Source organism: Tenacibaculum sp. E3R01 (assembly GCF_003318185.1).
GTDB classification, from domain to species: domain Bacteria; phylum Bacteroidota; class Bacteroidia; order Flavobacteriales; family Flavobacteriaceae; genus Polaribacter; species Polaribacter halocynthiae.
In genome coordinates, this window is record NZ_QOCC01000020.1 from 241,744 (window position 1) to 258,941 (window position 17,198).

Here is a 17,198-nt window from a genome sequence, read left to right on the forward strand (position 1 = left end):
TGAAGTAATCTCATTTTAAAGGTTACTTCATTTTGTTTGTAATGACGTTTTGTTTTATAGAATGAAAATAATTTGTATAGGGCGTAATTACGCTAAACACATAGAAGAATTAGAGAATGAGAAGCCTGAAAGTCCAGTGGTCTTTTTAAAACCTGATTCTGCAATTTTACCTAAAAAAATGCCTTTTTTTATACCGCCTTTTTCAAATGATATTCATTATGAAGTTGAGGTGTTGGTAAAAATAAATAAAGTAGGGAAGCATATTTCACCAAAGTTTTCACCTAAATACTATGATGAAATAGGTTTAGGTATCGATTTTACTGCTCGTGACGTGCAGGCTAAATGTAAGGAAAAAGGATTACCTTGGGAAAAAGCAAAGGCATTTGATGGAAGTGCTGTTATAGGAAACTTTTTTCCAAAAGAAGAATTTGATATAAATAAGTTATCTTTTCAGCTTAAAAAGAACAATGAAGTAGTTCAAGATGGAAATACACAATCTATGTTATGGAAGATTGATGAGTTAGTAAGTTATGTTTCTCAATATTTCACATTAAAAAAAGGAGATGTAATTTTTACTGGTACACCAGCTGGTGTTGGTAAAGTTGAAGAAAATGATGTATTAACAGGAATTATTGAAAATAAAGAAGCATTTCAAATAAAAATTAAATAAAAAAGAAAGTTATGTTATGGTTAGTGTTGCTCTATTTTATAGGAAAAAAGTTTTATGAATTAGCAGATGATTACAAGAAAAATAAATGGGGTTTTGGAGTATTGGGTGTAGTTACCTATTTTATCGGTTTTTTTATTTCTGCCGCTATAATAGGCGTTACTGTTGTAATAGCGGGGTCAGATTTTTTAGAAACAATAAATGATTTTGTGCTAGAATTAATATTAATGCCTTTTGGTCTTTTGAGTTGCTATGGATTGTATTATTATTTAGAGAAAACTTGGAAAAAGCAAAAACCATTAGAAGATAAACTGATAGATCAAATAGGGAATAGCTAATTTCTTATTTCAATTTAAACCACTTTATAGCTTCAGCAATACCTACTTCAATAGGTGTTTGTTGAAGCTTTATTTTTTGTGTAGCTTTTTGGTTTGAGTAATAATTATGTACACATAATGTTTTTACATTAATGCTTGATAAATCTGTTTTCACCTTAAAAAAACGAAGTAGATCACCTAAATAACCAATAGAGAATAATAGTAATTTAGGAATTTTAATAAAATAAGATTTTTGATTTAGTTGTTGAGTAACTTTTTTATAAAAGCTTAAATATGATAAATTTTCACCAGATAGAATATAGGCTTCCTTATGTTTTCCATGAGTTATTGAATTAATAACAGCTTTAGCTGCATCAACTACATTAATAAAACTTTTTCCTCCTGGAGGATAAAAAATAATTTTCTTTTTATAAGCACTTAAAACTAACCTTCCAGAACTAGGTTTTGTGTCATAAGGGCCAATCATAAAAGTAGGGTTTAAAATTACAAGTTTTGTATGCTGATTTTCTTCAGATAATTTTAAAAGCGCATCTTGTCCTTCTAATTTACTTTTAGCATACAAAGATTTTGTAAAAGGGAAAGAAATAGCTTTCGTTTCGTTTCCTAGATTGTTTAATGAACCATAACCAAAACAATTAGCAGTACTAACGTAAATAAAAGTTTTGATATTATTTTTAATTGCATTTTTATATAGGATTTCAGTGGCTGTAGCATTTACTTTCTTGTATACATTATAATCAATAATGTTTTGATTAGTTAATGCAGCAACATGAATAATACAATCTGTGTTTTTAAGAAGTTCAGTATAAGATTCAACGTGGGTAATATCACCAATTTGTAATTGAAGATTTTTGTTTGGTTCTAATGTAAAACTGTTTGGGTTTCTTAAAAAGCCAATAACTTCATTGTTTTGTTGAAGTAGTTGTTGTATAATATTTGTAGCTAATAAACCATTAGCACCAGTAACTAAAATTCTCATTTAAACCTCAATTTCTTTTTTTATAGCTTTACTCAATAATTTTATTTTGGTATTTAAGGGTAAAATTTTTAAGATTACCTTGCTTAGTTTATTTAGTTTGCCAGGTATAACTCTTTTTTTACTTTGAAGCATTTTCTCAATACTTTGAAATGCCATTTCATGTAAACTTACTACTCCAGATTTTACAAAACCACTTTGTTTTTCTATCCTACTACTCACCTCATTATTTGTTTTCATTGGTCCAGGATATACAACAGAAACAGAGATATTGAATTCTTTTAATTCTTCTCTTAAACCTAAAGAAAAATAATCAATAAATTTTTTCGAAGCAGGATATACGGTTTTATAACCAATAGGGCTAAAAGCAGCCATACTAGATACATTTAAAATGTAACTCTTAGTATTAGATGCTAAATTAGGAATAATTAATTTGGTAATGAAAGAAGTAGAAATGATGTTTAATTGAATAATTTTCTCAATATAATCTAACGAGGCTTCTGTTATTTTTTTTGAACCTCCACAACCTGCATTATTAATTAGAATTGAAATTTTATAATTATTAGCCCAATCACAAAGATTTATAATATTGTTTTTAACAGTTAAATCTGTTTCATAAAACTTAACAATAACGTTAAATTCATTTTCTATGTTTTTTGAACTAGAAGCTAAATTTTCATTTGGTAATGAAACTAATAGTAAATTATAACCACGGCTAGCAAGCTCCTTAGATAAGTACAATCCTAAACCTTGACTTGCACCCGTAATCAAAGCAAAACTATTTTTCATAAGTAAGTTTTTTTTAAAGACATAAAAGTAAAAACTTTGTTACACTTTATGGCATAAATATTAGTTATATCTTTGTGAAACAAAAGTTAAATAGATTTATTTGAACGCAGAAATAATTACCATTGGAGATGAAATTCTCATCGGGCAAATAGTTGATACTAATTCACAATGGATAGGTCAAGAATTAAATAAAATAGGAGTTTCAGTATATCAAATATCTTCTATACAAGACGAAAAGCAACATATTTTAAACGCTTTAAAAGAGGCAGAAGAAAGAGCCGATATTGTTATTATTACAGGAGGACTTGGGCCAACAAAAGATGATATAACTAAAAAAACAATTGCAGAATATTTTAAAGATACCAAGGTTGTTGAATATTCAGAAGTTGTAGATAATATAAAGAGGATTTTTAAAAAGGTTAACCATCCATTTAATGAGGTGCAGAAATATCAGGCACAATTACCTTCAAAGGCAACATTATTAATGAATCAATTAGGAACAGCTCCAGGTATGTGGTTTTATGAAAACAACACAGTTTTTGTCTCGTTGCCAGGAGTGCCTTATGAAATGAAAGGATTAATGACTAATGAAGTGTTACCTAAATTGCAAAAAGAATTTAGCTTGCCTTTTATTTTTCATAAAACAATTATGACTTACGGAACTGGTGAAAGTGTGATTGCTGAAAGAATAGAAGAATGGGAAGAGAATCTACCTTCATTTATAAAATTAGCTTACTTACCTTCATTTGGTAGAGTGCGTTTAAGGTTGTCTGCTAAGGGAGAAAACAAAGCGCTTTTAGAAGAAACGATGTCAAAAAAAATTCAAGAACTTAAAAAATTAATACCAGACATTATTGCAGGGATTGAAGATGGAGCTTCTATAGAAAAAAGAATAGGAGATTTATTAAAAGAAAGAAAACAAACACTTTGTACAGCAGAAAGCTTAACAGGAGGAAAGATTGCTTCAACAATTGTTTCTGTAGCTGGTTCTTCTGCTTATTATTTGGGGAGTTTTATTACCTATACTGCTAAATTAAAAGAACAATTATTAGATGTATCGAAAGAAGTCATTGAAAATCATTCTGTAGTAAGTGAAGAGGTGGCAAAACAAATGGCTTTAGCAGCAAAAAATAAATTAGAAACTGATTATGCTATTGCTGTAACAGGGAATGCAGGACCGACTACTGATAATAATGATAAAAGTGTAGGGGTAGTGTATATAGCAATTGCGAATAATAAAGGTGTTGATGTTCAGGAGTTTAATTTTGGTCAGCCGAGAGAAAAGGTAATAAATAGAACGGTAACTAAAGCGTTAGAATTATTGCAAAAAAATATTATGAAAAAATAACCTGTAATATTTTGTTTAATTCTGTTAAAAGTTCGTATATTTGCACCTCGTTTAGAAATAACACTATAAAACTGTCAAGAAGATGTCTAGAGTTTGTGAATTAACAGGAAAAAAAGCGATGGTTGGTAACAATGTATCACACGCTTTAAATAGAACTAAAAGAAAGTTTAACGCTAATTTAATGACTAAGCGTTTCTATATTCCAGAAGAAGATAAGTGGGTTACCTTAAAAGTATCTGCTTCTGCATTAAAAAATATTAATAAAAAAGGAATCTCTGCTGTGATTAAAGAAGCTAGAGAAAAAGGTTTCTTAACTAAATAATTCCTTACTTAGATAAAATTTTACAGAGATGGCAAAAAAAGGAAACAGAGTTCAAGTAATTTTAGAATGTACTGAGCATAAAGGTACTGGTCAACCAGGAACTTCACGTTATATTACTACAAAGAACAAAAAGAACACTCCTGATAGAATGGAATTAAAGAAATTTAATCCAATCTTAAAGAAGATGACAGTTCATAAAGAAATTAAATAATTAGAGATTTAAAATATCAAGTATTCGTATTTGAAGTTTTAAAAAACAACCAATAACCTATAGGACATGGCAAAGAAATCAGTAGCAACTTTACAAACAGGTTCAAAAAGATTAACCAAAGCTATCAAAATGGTAAAGTCTCCTAAAACTGGAGCTTACACATTTGTTGAAGCTATTATGGATCCTACACAAGTAAATGACTTTATAGCTAAAAAGTAATTCTTGTTTACAGTTTATAAAAAAGCTACTTTCAAATTTTGAAGGTAGCTTTTTTTATGTATTAAAAAACTGTACTTTTGAGCATTACCCTTCGAGTTAAGTTTTATTATATCAAAATATCTTACTCTTAACACGAAAAGTAATCGTATAAAATGACAATTTGACCATATACTATGTTTGGTATGGTTTTTAACCTAGTATAAGCGATTATAAAATTTAACTATGAGTTTTTTTAAGAAAATTTTTTCAAAAGAGAAAAAAGAAACATTAGATAAGGGCTTAGAAAAAACAAAAACAAGTTTTTTTTCTAAGTTATCAAAGGCTGTTGCTGGTAAAGCAAAAGTTGATGATGATGTATTAGATAATTTAGAAGAAGTTTTAGTTTCATCTGATGTTGGTGTAGATACTACATTAAAAATTATAGAAAGAATAGAAGAACGTGTAGCTCGTGATAAATATTTAGGTACTGAGGAATTAAACCAAATTTTACGAGACGAAATAGCAGGTTTGCTTTCTGAAACGAATACAGGTGATGAAACTGATTTTACAATTCCCGAAAATAAAAAGCCATATGTATTGATGGTTGTAGGGGTAAATGGAGTTGGGAAAACAACAACGATTGGTAAATTAGCTTCACAGTTTAAAAAGAAAGGTTTAAAAGTTGTATTAGGAGCAGCTGATACTTTTAGAGCAGCAGCAATTGATCAGTTACAAGTATGGGCTGATAGAACAGATGTACCTATTATTCGCCAAGAAATGGGGTCAGATCCTGCTTCTGTAGCATTTGATACGGTAAAGTCAGGGGTTAATCAAGACGCTGATGTTATTATTATTGATACAGCAGGACGTTTACACAACAAAGTTAATTTAATGAATGAATTAACTAAAATTAAACGTGTTATGCAAAAGGTAATTCCAGATGCACCACATGATGTATTATTAGTATTAGACGGTTCTACTGGTCAAAACGCTTTTGAACAAGCAAAACAGTTCACTAAAGCTACAGAAGTAACATCATTAGCTGTAACTAAATTAGATGGTACCGCAAAAGGTGGGGTAGTTATAGGGATATCTGATCAATTTAAAATACCTGTTAAATATATTGGAGTTGGAGAAGGTATAGATGACTTACAAGTTTTTAACAAGCATGAATTTGTAGATAGTTTTTTTAAGTAAGAAGACTAAAATATAAAAATAAAAAACTCCCAATTGGGAGTTTTTTTACTTTTATACAATATTGATATGTTGTTAAATACTTTGCCATACACTAAATTCAACCATTTTTTATTTCCAAAACGGCTTCTATTTGATTTTTATTGGTGATTGAATTTTATGTTTGACCTCGTCTTTTTTTTAATTACTAATATTAAAAGTTGATTTAGTTTTTTCAATAGAGAAAAAAATAGTTGTAAATAAATCAACAATTATATATGATGTTAACTTTAGTTATCACTAATCACAAATGTTTTTTTATCTTCATTAGTATCTAAGAAAATTAACCCTAAATCATTCTGTAGTTGATTTTTTAAATGATCAAATGTCATTTTTTTCCAGTTATAATCGATTTTTTTTGAATCACCATCAAAAACAATTTTTTCCGAGAATTCAGAATTTAATACTTCAGTTATTCTTTTTAAATTACAATTACTTAATTTTATAGAATCAGGTAAATTATATACGTAGTTAACAGAATTTTTTTTAATGGACTTAAAATTGTTATACTTTACTGAATCTTGAATTTCAATAATATATGATTTATGGTTGCTTATTTTTAACTTTAAATTCCATTTATCTAAAATTGTATTTAAAACAACTTTATTAACTTTTGAATCATTATTTTTCGGTTCTATAAAAACATTAAAAAATTGATTTTTCAATTCCTTATTCTCTATTTTTATATCGCTTGTATCTACTTTTAATAATAAGCCTAAAACTTCTTTTAAGCCAATCTTATCTGCGTCAATTAAAATAGGTGAACTTCTTAATTTATTTGTGAAGTTTCCATGTTCTTTATAAACTGAACTTATTTCTAATTTTAAGTTTTTAGTTTCTAAATTAATAGACTTTTTTTTACAAGAAGTTAGATTAACAATCATAATTAAGATTATCGTATGTCTAATTACGTTCATTTTTAGTTGCTTTTTAGTTAAAGTTAGCAGTTTTCACACTTCCAAATATAACTTTTATCCATTAAGTATTATAGAGTAAAAGTATATTTTGGGGAAGGAATGTTTTAGTTATAATTATACAAGTAAATTAAAATGATGTAATAAAGTAAAAGAACTTTATGTTAATCTTTCTTTTGTTTTATAGAGGTAGCTCTTATAATTAAGTTTTCATAAATAGATTGTTACTCAGAATAATACTTGATTTAAGCTAATGCCTTTATTCATGTGAATGTAAATTTGACTTATATTTTTTCTGTTTATAAAGAGAAGACTATTCTCTATTTTAAAATAGTTCTGATGAATTCTGTAACCAGTTTATGAGGTGAGTTAAAAGTAGAGTTATCTTGTGGGACAAATAAAGTAGCAATGAAAAATGGATGTTTTTCAAGTTCTACAATTCTTGCTTCATTATGTTTATCGCTTCCCACAATTTTAAAACCATTTTTATCAAATGAATTTTGATAATCTGGGTTCAAACCGAAATTACAATAATACTTTTCTTTAATAACACGTTTTTGATAGATAGAAAACACCTTTGATTTTTCATCTATAATTTCTATTTCTAATGGATCGCCTTTTAAGTTACAAGAAAGAGGGTCTATAACTAATCGAGAAGCATATGGATCATATTCTGCATGCTCTGCATCTTTTAAATCAAGAACATTTCGAGCATATTCGATTATCATATGTTGAAACCCCCCACAAGTTCCAAATGTTGGTATATTATTTTTTCTGGTGTATTCAATTAAGTCAATTGCTCCTTTCATACTCTTATACGGACTTCCTGGTGCAATCCAAAAGCCTTGAAATTCTTTTAAAATTAGCTCCATATTTTTTTCAACAGTTTCAGTAGAAACCCATTTTGATTCAAAATCTTGATCAATAATTGAACGTGAGTGTTCAATAGCTTGATTTGTGGCTACATGTGGTCTGAAGTTTTCATCGAATTCTCCAATGATTGCGATTTTCATTTTTTTAAATGTTTTAATATTTTAATAGTCATGAGACTTTCTAAGTACAAAGCTAGCCTTGTTATTTATTAAAGTCTTGTAAAATATTGCAACTTTTAAAATATGAAATTGGAGTTACACCTACGTAATTTTTAAAATATTTAGAAAAATGACTCTGATCATAAAAGCCAGATTCGAGAGCAACATGACTAAGTTTTACATTTTGAGATATTAATATTTTTGACTTCTCTATTCGTTTTTGCAATACATAAGAAAAAGGAGTCATTCCTGTAGATTTTTTAAATGCTCGAATAGTTTTGAACTTGTTTATTCCCAAAGATTTTGAGATATTATCTAGGTTTAATTTAGTGTCAAATTTTTCATCTAGAATATGTTTTAATTCGTTAATGGAATTCTGGTGTACTTGCTCTTGTTCTTCTGTATTGGTAGCATAGTTTGTAATAAGATGGGAGAGGATTCTCTTAAGTTGATGTTCTAAATTTTCAAAAGAAGTGTTTTCAAAAGAGTTAAAAAATGATTTGATTAGATTAAAGATAAAGTCATCTTGCAAAGTATAATATTTAAAACGAATGTTTTTGCATTTTGATATCCAATATAAAGAATAAATATATTTTACAACATCTGAATTTACGTACATCATTTTATATTTCCATCCATTTTCATCCAGTGCATAGTTTGCGTGAACTTCATTTGGATTAATCATAATAATAGAGTTAGAAGGTACGATTAAATTATTTTTAGCGAAGGATAATATTTGTGATCCTTCCTCAAGTATACCTATACAATAAGCATTGTGAGAATGCATAGGGAATTTTTGATTTACATATGAGGCTGATAATAATTCCATATTATCAAAGCTATTGAGTTTGTATATATTGGCTATATCTTGTTTCTTGTTTTTAATAATCTGTATTTTTATTTTTTAATAGTAAAGAATGTTTTCGTATATTAATAATAGGTTATTATTCAAATTAAAAACAAAGATAGAAGAAAAGAACAGAATGTTAAGTTTAGTTCTCCTCAGCTCTTTTATAGGCTAATAACTTTTTATCATAATAGGATTGATTAAGTATTAAAACTAAGATATACCATTAACCTGTATAGAAATTCATAACCATGGTTTTTATACAAGTCTATTGAAAATGATGTAATAAAGTAAAAGAACTTTATGTTAATCTCCTTTTTGTTTTTGTTCAGTATGATTTTGATTCCCATAAATCATTTTATCGTCATCATAAACAGCGTTAGACATTCCAAGCATAAATGCAGTAATTATTAAAAGGAATTTTCTTTTTATCCAATGAGTTAGCCGCTTAGATTTACCCAAGTGAGTTTTATTTTTTTGTTTATACATTATAGTTATGATAAATAATTAGACACTTGTTTTATCATTTTATGCACTTAAGCATAAATTATCATAGAAAAGTAAATCAGTTCTATGCTATGTATAAATTTGAATAATGATTACTTGATGTAATTATTTTCCTTAAAAAAACGTGTAGAGCACTTCTTGAGCTTGTTTTTTGGTAAATATCAGTTTGTAATTTAAAAATAAGTTTAACTTGAATATTAAAAGTATATTTTAAAGTACAGTATGTAGTGTGTACAAAGGATAATATTCTTCTAGATAGAATATGCGCAGAGTAAAGATATAATTTCGTTCGCTTATAGTTAAACTTCTTTCTTGTGTTAAGAAATAAAGCCTGAGGATTTGAAGAATTTGTTTGAGAATATATAGAACACTCATTAACCGTCAGTCCAAAAATAAGGAGAAAGGAAATTAGGTATTTTATATATTTAGTCATTATATTTTAACTGTAAACTTTTTTAAACTTATTTTAGATAACTAATTTAGAATATTTTACCTTAAGTATCAAGCTACTTTTTTTGATTGGAAATAGACTATATAAGTTTCATTAATTGTTATAACTTATGGGTGTTCAAAAAATATTAATTGGTCTTTATAAAATAATTATATTTGATTATCAAATAGATAAACAATGAAAAAGCTTTTCTTTATTTTCGTATTTATAGTAATTTTAGTTGCTTGTAAAAAAGAATCAATAAAAATATCTTTTAAAAAATATAACGAAACTTCAGAAATAAAGGAACAGCAAAGTCACGAAAACCCAAGAATGAAGTTTAAACTAATTCAATCTAAATATTTAGATTTAGGTAAGGTATTTAAACCTTTTGAAAAAGAATTAGCTAGTTTTTCTGAAAAAGAATATCAACGGTTGAAGCCATTTATATTGGAACAGAATATTCCGTCAATTCAAAAAAGTATTTCTGAAAATATTTTTAATTACGAGAAGCTAACATTATTTTATTTATATAGAATAAGAAAGTTTGAAATGGATAGTAGCAGATCGTTAAATGCAATAATTTCATTGAACCCTAAAGTTTTAGATGAGGCAAGGACTAGAGATAAAAATAAGGTAAAAGATTTTTCTTCAGTTTATGGAATGCCTATTTTATTAAAAGATAATATTAACACAAAAGAAATGCCAACAACTGCGGGAGCTTCAATTTTAAAAAACAACATAACTAAAGATGCTTTTATTGTAGAAAGATTGAAAGAATCTGGAGCTTTAATTTTAGGAAAAGCTAATTTAAGTGAATGGGCATATTTCTTTTGTAATGGATGTCCGTTAGGCTATAGTGCAATTGGAGGCCAAACATTAAACCCTTATGGAAGAAAGAAATTTGAAACTGGAGGTTCTAGTTCTGGTAGCGGAGTTTCAATAGCAGCTAATTATGCAGTTGCTGCAATTGGAACAGAAACATCAGGCTCAATTACCTCTCCATCAAGTCAAAATTCGGTAGTAGGCTTAAAACCAACAGTGGGATTGTTAAGTAGATCAGGAATTATACCTATTTCTAGTACTCTAGATACTCCAGGGCCTATGACTAAAAGCGTAATTGATAACGCGCTTATTTTAGAAGCAATGGTAGGTTATGATAAATTGGATACCATTACAAATATGGTTAAGTCAATGAAGAATGACTATAATACAATTGAGTGGAATAGTGATTATTTAAAGGGAAAGAAAATTGGAGTTTTAACAGCATTATTATCTGATTCTATTTATAAAGAAGCTATAAGTAAGTTAAAATTAGCAGAAGTTGAACTTCTAGAACTAGCTCCTGAAGAAATGAATTATGAAGGCTTTTTAAATTTACTAACCACTGAGATGAAACACGATTTACCTAATTATTTTAAATCTCTAAATAATAGTTCAAACACAATTACTTCAGTAGAAAAAATTGTAAATTTTAATAAAAAAGATTCTTTATTAAGAATTCCATATGGACAAGAACTGTTTATGGGAATAGTTAAAGATACAACTTCAAAAGAAGAATTAAAAACTATTAAGTTGAAGTTAAGAAAAGAAGGTGAAAAGTATTTTGAAGCTTTAAAGCAGGATAAAGTAGAAGTAATAGTTTCTATAAATAATTATCATTCAGGAATTGCTGCGGTATCTAATTACCCTACTTTAACAGTGCCAATGGGGTATAAAGTAACAGGAGAACCTATTAGTTTAACTTTTATAGCTAAACCAAAATCAGAAAAAAAACTGTTAGCTTTTGGATATGCTTTTGAACAGTTAACTAAAGTGAGAAAAAATCCTGAAGTATATAATTAGTTTATCAGACTATTAATTTTTGACCAAAGTTCATTGTCAAAGCTTGAGAGTGCTAAATTTGTAGTATTAGCTTCTTCTCCCATACGTATTATTACAATGTTCTTACTAGGAACTATGTATATTTTTTGGTCATTTTTACCTAAAGCAGCATACATATCATTTGGAGCATTAGGTATTAAACTTCCTGAGAGTTGTGTTTGGATTTTAGGCAAGAGATAGTTGTTTTTTCCATTTAGCCACCACAAATATCCGTAAGATTCATTAATGTTTTGAGAAGAATTGGTAGCCTCATTTAAAAAGCTTTCAGAAACAATTTGTGAATCATTCCATTTCCCTTTTGCACCAATTAATATCCCAAAACGAGCCATACTCCTGGTTGTACTCCAGTATACATTTGAACTATTTAATTTTATCCAAGATCCAGTCATCCCAATTCTGTCTTTTAATTTTGAGTTGAAGTATGAATTCCATGTAGTACTATTAGCTTGTGCAATTACATCTTGTAGTTTTACATATACATTGTGGTAAGCCCATCTATTTCCTGCATCAGTAAAATAATGTAGATTAGAAGGTAAAACTTCATCTCCTAAGCGATCATCTAATCCTGAATTCATAGATAGTAAATTTTTACAAGTAATTAAGTTTTCTTTTTCTAAGGAAGAACTTGTCCATTTAGTTCCGATGTATTTTGAAACTTTATTATTTAAAGAAATAATACCTTCATCAATAGCAATCCCTGTTAATGTTGAAGTAAGAGTTTTGCCAGCACTAGCCCAATACCAAACTTTAGAAGCATCATGACCATTCATGTATTCTTCTACTACAATTTTTCCATTATGAAGTATCATAAAGCTTTTAGTATTTTTTTCTTTTAAATAATCTAAAAGTGGTTGTAGTTGGTTTTCATTCCATTCTAATTCAGAAATTGTTTTAGTTTCCCAAGTGGTTGCATTCAAAGGAGGGAAATAAAATTTTTCCTCATTTGGTGTTTCAGGTAAAGAGTTTTCATTAGTGTTTGAAGAACAACTAACTACTAGTAATAATAAAAAACATAAAAATAAATGGAATGTGTTTTTCATGACCTATGATTTTATATTTTTAAGACTATAATATAATAAAAAGGTTTAATTAAAATGTATCTTTGCAGTCCAAAATTTTGATATGCGTACTAAATCACCAAAGCAAAATAAAATCAACGTAGTTACTTTAGGATGTTCTAAAAACGTTTACGATAGTGAAGTGTTAATGGGACAATTAAAAGCAAATGGAAAAAATGTTGTACATGAAGATGAAAATGATGATGGAAACATTGTGGTTATTAACACATGTGGATTTATAGGTAAAGCAAAAGAAGAAAGTGTAGATACTATTTTGCACTATGCACAACGTAAGCAGGCAGGTGAAGTTGACAAAGTATTTGTTACAGGTTGTTTAAGCGAACGTTATAAGCCAGATTTAGAAAAAGAAATAACGAATGTAGATCAATATTTTGGAACACATGATTTGCCTAATTTACTAAAAGTATTAGAAGCAGATTATAAGCATGAGTTAATAGGAGAACGTTTAACTACCACGCCACAGCATTATGCATATTTAAAAATAGCAGAAGGTTGTGATCGTCCATGCTCTTTTTGTGCAATTCCTTTAATGAGAGGAAAGCATAAATCTACGCCAATAGAAAACTTGGTTACTGAAGCTACAAAGCTAGCTGAAAAAGGAATCAAAGAAATTATGCTGATAGCACAAGATTTAACATATTACGGGTTAGATATTTATAAAAAACGTGCTTTAGCTGATTTGTTAAGAGAGTTAGTAAAGGTTGAAGGAATTGAATGGATTCGTTTACATTATGCATTCCCTTCTGGTTTTCCTTTAGATGTACTTGAAGTAATGAAAAATGAGCCAAAAGTTTGTAATTACTTAGATATTCCGTTGCAACATATCAATACAGAGATATTGAAATCGATGAAACGTGGTACGACTCATGAAAAAACAACTTCGTTAATTCATAAGTTTAGAGAGTTTGTGCCTAATATGGCTATTAGAACAACTTTAATAGTTGGATACCCAGGAGAAACAGAAGAACAATTTCAAGAATTGAAAGATTGGGTTGAAGAAATGCGTTTTGAGCGATTAGGTGCTTTTGAATATTCACATGAAGAAAATACTGGAGCATACGTTTTAGAAGATAATGTTCCTGATGATGTGAAGTTTAGAAGAGTAAATGAAATAATGGAAGTTCAATCTCAAATTTCCTGGGAATTAAACCAAGAGAAAATAGGTAAAACTTTTCGTTGTTTATTTGATAGAAAGGATGGAGGGTATTATTATGGAAGAACTGAGTTTGATTCTCCTGATGTAGATAATGATGTAATAGTTGATGCCAAAGATCATTATATAAAGCTAGGTGAATTTATAGATATAGAAATTCATGAAGCTGGAGATTTTGATTTATATGGAACTCCATTAGTTAAGCAAGAAAAACCAATTCCTTTAAATCAAAAGAGAAAACAGTAGTAAGAAAATTAATGTATTTAATAAATTAAGCTCATGGAAAAGTTAATAAAATACATTAATAACTATGTTTCTATGGAAAAAGAAGAACTAGAAATAGTTTTATCTTTTTTTAAAGAGAAAAAAGTTTCAAAAGATAAATTTGTAATAAAGAAAGAACAAGTAGTAACAGATTATTATTTTGTTGCTTCTGGAGGGCTAATTATATATGATATAATAGAAGAAATTCAATATACTCGTTACTTTGCTTTTGAAAATGAATTTATTGCCGATGTTGCTAAAATTAAGAAAAGAGAACGTTCAGATTCCTATATTAGAGCAATAGAAGATACCGAGTTATTCAGTATTTCGTTTCAAGATATGGAAGCGTTATATGACAAATTCCCACTATGGCAAAAGTTTGGTAGGTTGCTTTGGGAAGATGCTTTTGCAAGTGTTTTATACGGTATTCATAATTTTCAAACTTTAACAGCTAAAGAGCGTTACCTAGATTTATTAAAGCGATCAGATTTAATTTTTAGAGTTCCTTTAAAAGATTTGTCGTTATTTTTAGGAATTACTCCACAATCTCTTAGTAGAATACGTAAAGAAATTAGTGCTTCAAAAGGCTAATAGTAGCATCATTATTTAAGATGTTTATACTAAAATCAATTAATTTTTTTAAAATGATGTTAATTACCATTTGGTAATTTCATGAAGCTTAATTCGAGCAATATTTGTATTGAATTTAATCAATATAAATTATGTTTAGAAACAAAATAGTAATTCTAGCAATATTTCTTTTAGGTAAAGCTTATGGCCAAGTAACAGGTGATGTATTTGTTTTAAATAAAGATAGAGATATGTTCTATCTTCATTATACCCCAGAAATAAATAATACTGCATTATACGATTACGAAAGAGTAAGTGGTAAGTTAGGATTTAAACCAATATTCTTTAAAAAATTAGCACTGTTTAATACTTTAGGAATGGACTATCATTCTATTTCATTTGGACAAAACAAGCCTTCATTTTTAAGTAATAAAGAACATTATTACAATGTAAATTATAGCTTATTAGCTAAATATAGAATTTCAAGAAATTGGTCAATTAATACATTAATAATGCCTCATTTGGTTGGAGATTTTAATCAAAAAATTAAAACTGATGATTTTAAAATAAACGGAATTTTATTTGCAGAAAAACGATTTAACACAAAAAACAAAAACACCTATTTTATTTTAAGCTTTGGTGTGGGGTATTTAACATTATCTGGAGAGAATACAGTTAATCCAGTAGTAAACATAATGGGAAATATTAATAATAAAATATCTTTTGCCGTTGGCTTACCAAATACCTATGTAAAATATAACTTTAATAAAAAACACTCACTAAAAGTCTTGGGAGATTTAAATGATTTTACAGCTAGAATAAATACTAAAACTATAGTTAACCAACCTAATAGTCAAAAGATTAAACGATCAGTTTTCACTACAGTATCAGTAGGGGCAGAGTACAATTATTGGTTGAGTAGAAGTATTGGAATTATGCTAAGAGGTACTTATTCAGTATTTGAAAAGTATGAATTCCAAAATATAGATGATTCTGTTTTGTTTGATTTTTCTTCCCCATCAAAAGCATATTTATCTGTAGGTATAAAAATAAATCCATTTAGATAATCATAAGATATGCAAGAAAATAATACGAATAAGAATAACTTTTCAGTAAAGAAGTTTCTTTTAGCAATTATTCCATCTTATTTTTTTCCAGCTATAATGTCTTGGACACCTGGTTGGATAATGAAAGATCAGGAGCTTATGAATTCAAGTTATACAAGTATTGCTACACCATCTTTGCTAGCTACGATTCTAGTTTATTTAATATTATGGAAAGTACAAATAGATCAAAATTCACTTAAAAACAGATATACTCGAATTACTTTAATGTTATTAGTAACTTTAAGTATTGCTTGTTTGTTTATTCTTCTTTTCAATTTTCAAGAATTTGTATTTAATATAATTCTGTCTACAATTTTAGGAACAGTAATAACTGCATGGAATCATTCTGCAAAATCAAAAGAGTTAATATGAATATTGTAAAACCAACCATAGTTGTATTTGGAGTTACAGGTACTGTGGGTTCTGAAATTTTAAGATTATTAAATTTAGAAAATTGTTTTGTAAGAGGAGTTTTAAGAAGTCCGAAAAGAAAGGTGCCTATTAGTCTTAGTAGTGAAAACAATACTATTAGTTATATATCGGTTGATTTAACTTCAAAAGAAGAGATTAAAAGAGCTTGTTTTAATGTTGATGCAATTTTTTTATTAACTGGTACTTCTCCCAATCAAGTAGTTTTTGAAACTAATATTGTTGAAGTAGCTCAACTTTTAAATATTAAACGAATTGTAAAACTCTCAGCACCAATTGTGCCTGAAAATATATATGTTGAAGTTAGTGATTGGCATCGAAAGATAGAACAAACTATAGCTTCAACAGGAATAGATCATTGTTTTTTACAGCCACATTCATTTATGCAAAATTGGGAGAGAAATACGTTTACTATAAAATATTTTGGTAAAATATATGGAGTAATGGAAGACGCAAAAAGAAATTATGTTGATGCAAGAGATGTTGCTGAAGTTGCTGTGAAATATTTATTACAAACTGAAACTTTAAATGGAGAATCAGTAATAATTTCAGGACCAGAAGCTATATCACATGAAACTATGGCTCAACGAATATCACATGTTACAGGTAAAAAAATAATATATGAAAATATAACCAGAGATGAGTTTTTAAATAAATTAACTAAACAGGCAAAATTACCAGGATGGTTAGCTCGTCATATTGTAGAAATAGATGTTTTAGCTGTTAAAAATGAAGAGCCAAATACCGATACTATCAATACCTTGTTAAAAAGAAAACCTAGAATAATGGATACATACTTACAAGAATCAAGAGACTTATTTTCACGTAAGTCATGGAGGTTTTTATAAATTGTAGATATTCCTAACAAAACCCTAACTCTTTAGGGTTTTGTTTTATTTTTA

At 28.0% G+C, this 17,198-nt stretch carries 20 protein-coding genes; 13 read left to right on the forward strand and 7 right to left on the reverse strand.

What is annotated here, in order from left to right; translation table 11 throughout:
- Positions 1-61: 61 nt before the first annotated feature.
- Complete coding sequence (locus tag DS884_RS10235; RefSeq protein ID WP_113786663.1) at positions 62-670, forward strand: fumarylacetoacetate hydrolase family protein; 609 nt, start codon at positions 62-64, stop codon at positions 668-670.
- A gap of 11 nt (positions 671-681) precedes the next feature.
- Positions 682-1,005 carry a hypothetical protein gene (locus DS884_RS10240; RefSeq protein WP_113786664.1) on the forward strand — a complete coding sequence of 108 codons (324 nt, stop codon included), beginning with the start codon at positions 682-684 and terminating at the stop codon, positions 1,003-1,005.
- 4 nt (positions 1,006-1,009) lie between these two features.
- On the opposite strand, the gene DS884_RS10245 is transcribed toward DS884_RS10240, so the two are convergent.
- Complete coding sequence (locus tag DS884_RS10245; RefSeq protein WP_113786665.1) at positions 1,010-1,984, reverse strand: NAD-dependent epimerase/dehydratase family protein; 975 nt, start codon at positions 1,982-1,984, stop codon at positions 1,010-1,012.
- Positions 1,985-2,770 (reverse strand): SDR family NAD(P)-dependent oxidoreductase, encoded by a 786-nt coding sequence (locus tag DS884_RS10250; RefSeq protein ID WP_113786666.1) that lies wholly within the window; start codon positions 2,768-2,770, stop codon positions 1,985-1,987.
- Between the two features lie 100 nt (positions 2,771-2,870).
- Between DS884_RS10250 and DS884_RS10255 the strand changes: the two genes are divergently transcribed.
- The 5 genes from DS884_RS10255 (at position 2,871) to ftsY (ending at position 6,046) form a co-directional block, all read left to right on the forward strand.
- On the forward strand, positions 2,871-4,118 hold the full coding sequence (locus DS884_RS10255) for a competence/damage-inducible protein A (RefSeq protein ID WP_113786667.1): 1,248 nt from the start codon (positions 2,871-2,873) through the stop codon (positions 4,116-4,118).
- An 82-nt stretch (positions 4,119-4,200) separates the two neighbouring features.
- On the forward strand, positions 4,201-4,440 hold the full coding sequence (gene rpmB / locus DS884_RS10260; RefSeq protein ID WP_020082122.1) for a 50S ribosomal protein L28: 240 nt from the start codon (positions 4,201-4,203) through the stop codon (positions 4,438-4,440).
- Positions 4,441-4,468: 28 nt separating this feature from the next.
- Positions 4,469-4,651, forward strand: coding sequence for a 50S ribosomal protein L33 (rpmG, locus tag DS884_RS10265; protein ID WP_093868832.1), 183 nt, complete (start codon positions 4,469-4,471; stop codon positions 4,649-4,651).
- A 66-nt stretch (positions 4,652-4,717) separates the two neighbouring features.
- Complete coding sequence (locus DS884_RS10270; protein WP_093868831.1) at positions 4,718-4,870, forward strand: DUF4295 domain-containing protein; 153 nt, start codon at positions 4,718-4,720, stop codon at positions 4,868-4,870.
- Between the two features lie 222 nt (positions 4,871-5,092).
- Positions 5,093-6,046: a signal recognition particle-docking protein FtsY gene (gene ftsY, locus DS884_RS10275; RefSeq protein WP_093868830.1), complete on the forward strand. Its 954-nt coding sequence runs from the start codon at positions 5,093-5,095 to the stop codon at positions 6,044-6,046.
- A 266-nt stretch (positions 6,047-6,312) separates the two neighbouring features.
- Here the strand turns inward: ftsY and DS884_RS10280 are convergent, their stop codons facing one another.
- The 4 genes from DS884_RS10280 to DS884_RS10295 form a co-directional block, all read right to left on the reverse strand.
- Complete coding sequence (locus tag DS884_RS10280) at positions 6,313-6,999, reverse strand: hypothetical protein (protein ID WP_147239390.1); 687 nt, start codon at positions 6,997-6,999, stop codon at positions 6,313-6,315.
- A gap of 317 nt (positions 7,000-7,316) precedes the next feature.
- Positions 7,317-8,009 (reverse strand): glutamine amidotransferase-related protein, encoded by a 693-nt coding sequence (locus DS884_RS10285; RefSeq protein WP_113786669.1) that lies wholly within the window; start codon positions 8,007-8,009, stop codon positions 7,317-7,319.
- A gap of 61 nt (positions 8,010-8,070) precedes the next feature.
- Positions 8,071-8,856: an AraC family transcriptional regulator gene (locus DS884_RS10290; RefSeq protein WP_113786670.1), complete on the reverse strand. Its 786-nt coding sequence runs from the start codon at positions 8,854-8,856 to the stop codon at positions 8,071-8,073.
- Positions 8,857-9,180: 324 nt separating this feature from the next.
- Complete coding sequence (locus DS884_RS10295) at positions 9,181-9,363, reverse strand: hypothetical protein (RefSeq protein ID WP_093868827.1); 183 nt, start codon at positions 9,361-9,363, stop codon at positions 9,181-9,183.
- Positions 9,364-10,009: 646 nt separating this feature from the next.
- Here DS884_RS10295 and DS884_RS10300 point away from each other — a divergent pair.
- Positions 10,010-11,656, forward strand: coding sequence for an amidase family protein (locus DS884_RS10300; protein ID WP_113786671.1), 1,647 nt, complete (start codon positions 10,010-10,012; stop codon positions 11,654-11,656).
- Here the strand turns inward: DS884_RS10300 and DS884_RS10305 are convergent.
- Positions 11,653-12,735 (reverse strand): serine hydrolase domain-containing protein, encoded by a 1,083-nt coding sequence (locus DS884_RS10305; RefSeq protein ID WP_113786672.1) that lies wholly within the window; start codon positions 12,733-12,735, stop codon positions 11,653-11,655. The two genes, DS884_RS10300 and DS884_RS10305, sit on opposite strands and share 4 nt — an antisense overlap.
- 82 nt (positions 12,736-12,817) lie before the next feature.
- On the opposite strand from DS884_RS10305, the gene rimO reads away from it, so the two are divergent.
- From rimO to DS884_RS10330, 5 genes are all read left to right on the forward strand, one after another.
- On the forward strand, positions 12,818-14,173 hold the full coding sequence (gene rimO / locus DS884_RS10310) for a 30S ribosomal protein S12 methylthiotransferase RimO (RefSeq protein WP_093868824.1): 1,356 nt from the start codon (positions 12,818-12,820) through the stop codon (positions 14,171-14,173).
- A gap of 33 nt (positions 14,174-14,206) precedes the next feature.
- On the forward strand, positions 14,207-14,782 hold the full coding sequence (locus DS884_RS10315) for a Crp/Fnr family transcriptional regulator (RefSeq protein ID WP_113786673.1): 576 nt from the start codon (positions 14,207-14,209) through the stop codon (positions 14,780-14,782).
- Positions 14,783-14,913: 131 nt separating this feature from the next.
- Positions 14,914-15,828: a DUF6268 family outer membrane beta-barrel protein gene (locus tag DS884_RS10320; RefSeq protein WP_113786674.1), complete on the forward strand. Its 915-nt coding sequence runs from the start codon at positions 14,914-14,916 to the stop codon at positions 15,826-15,828.
- Between the two features lie 9 nt (positions 15,829-15,837).
- The gene (locus DS884_RS10325; RefSeq protein ID WP_113786675.1) at positions 15,838-16,239 is read left to right on the forward strand and encodes a hypothetical protein; all 402 of its coding nucleotides are present in this window, start codon (positions 15,838-15,840) and stop codon (positions 16,237-16,239) included.
- Positions 16,236-17,144, forward strand: coding sequence for an NmrA family NAD(P)-binding protein (locus DS884_RS10330; protein ID WP_113786676.1), 909 nt, complete (start codon positions 16,236-16,238; stop codon positions 17,142-17,144). The genes DS884_RS10325 and DS884_RS10330 overlap by 4 nt, the downstream gene beginning before the upstream one ends.
- Positions 17,145-17,198 lie beyond the last annotated feature (54 nt).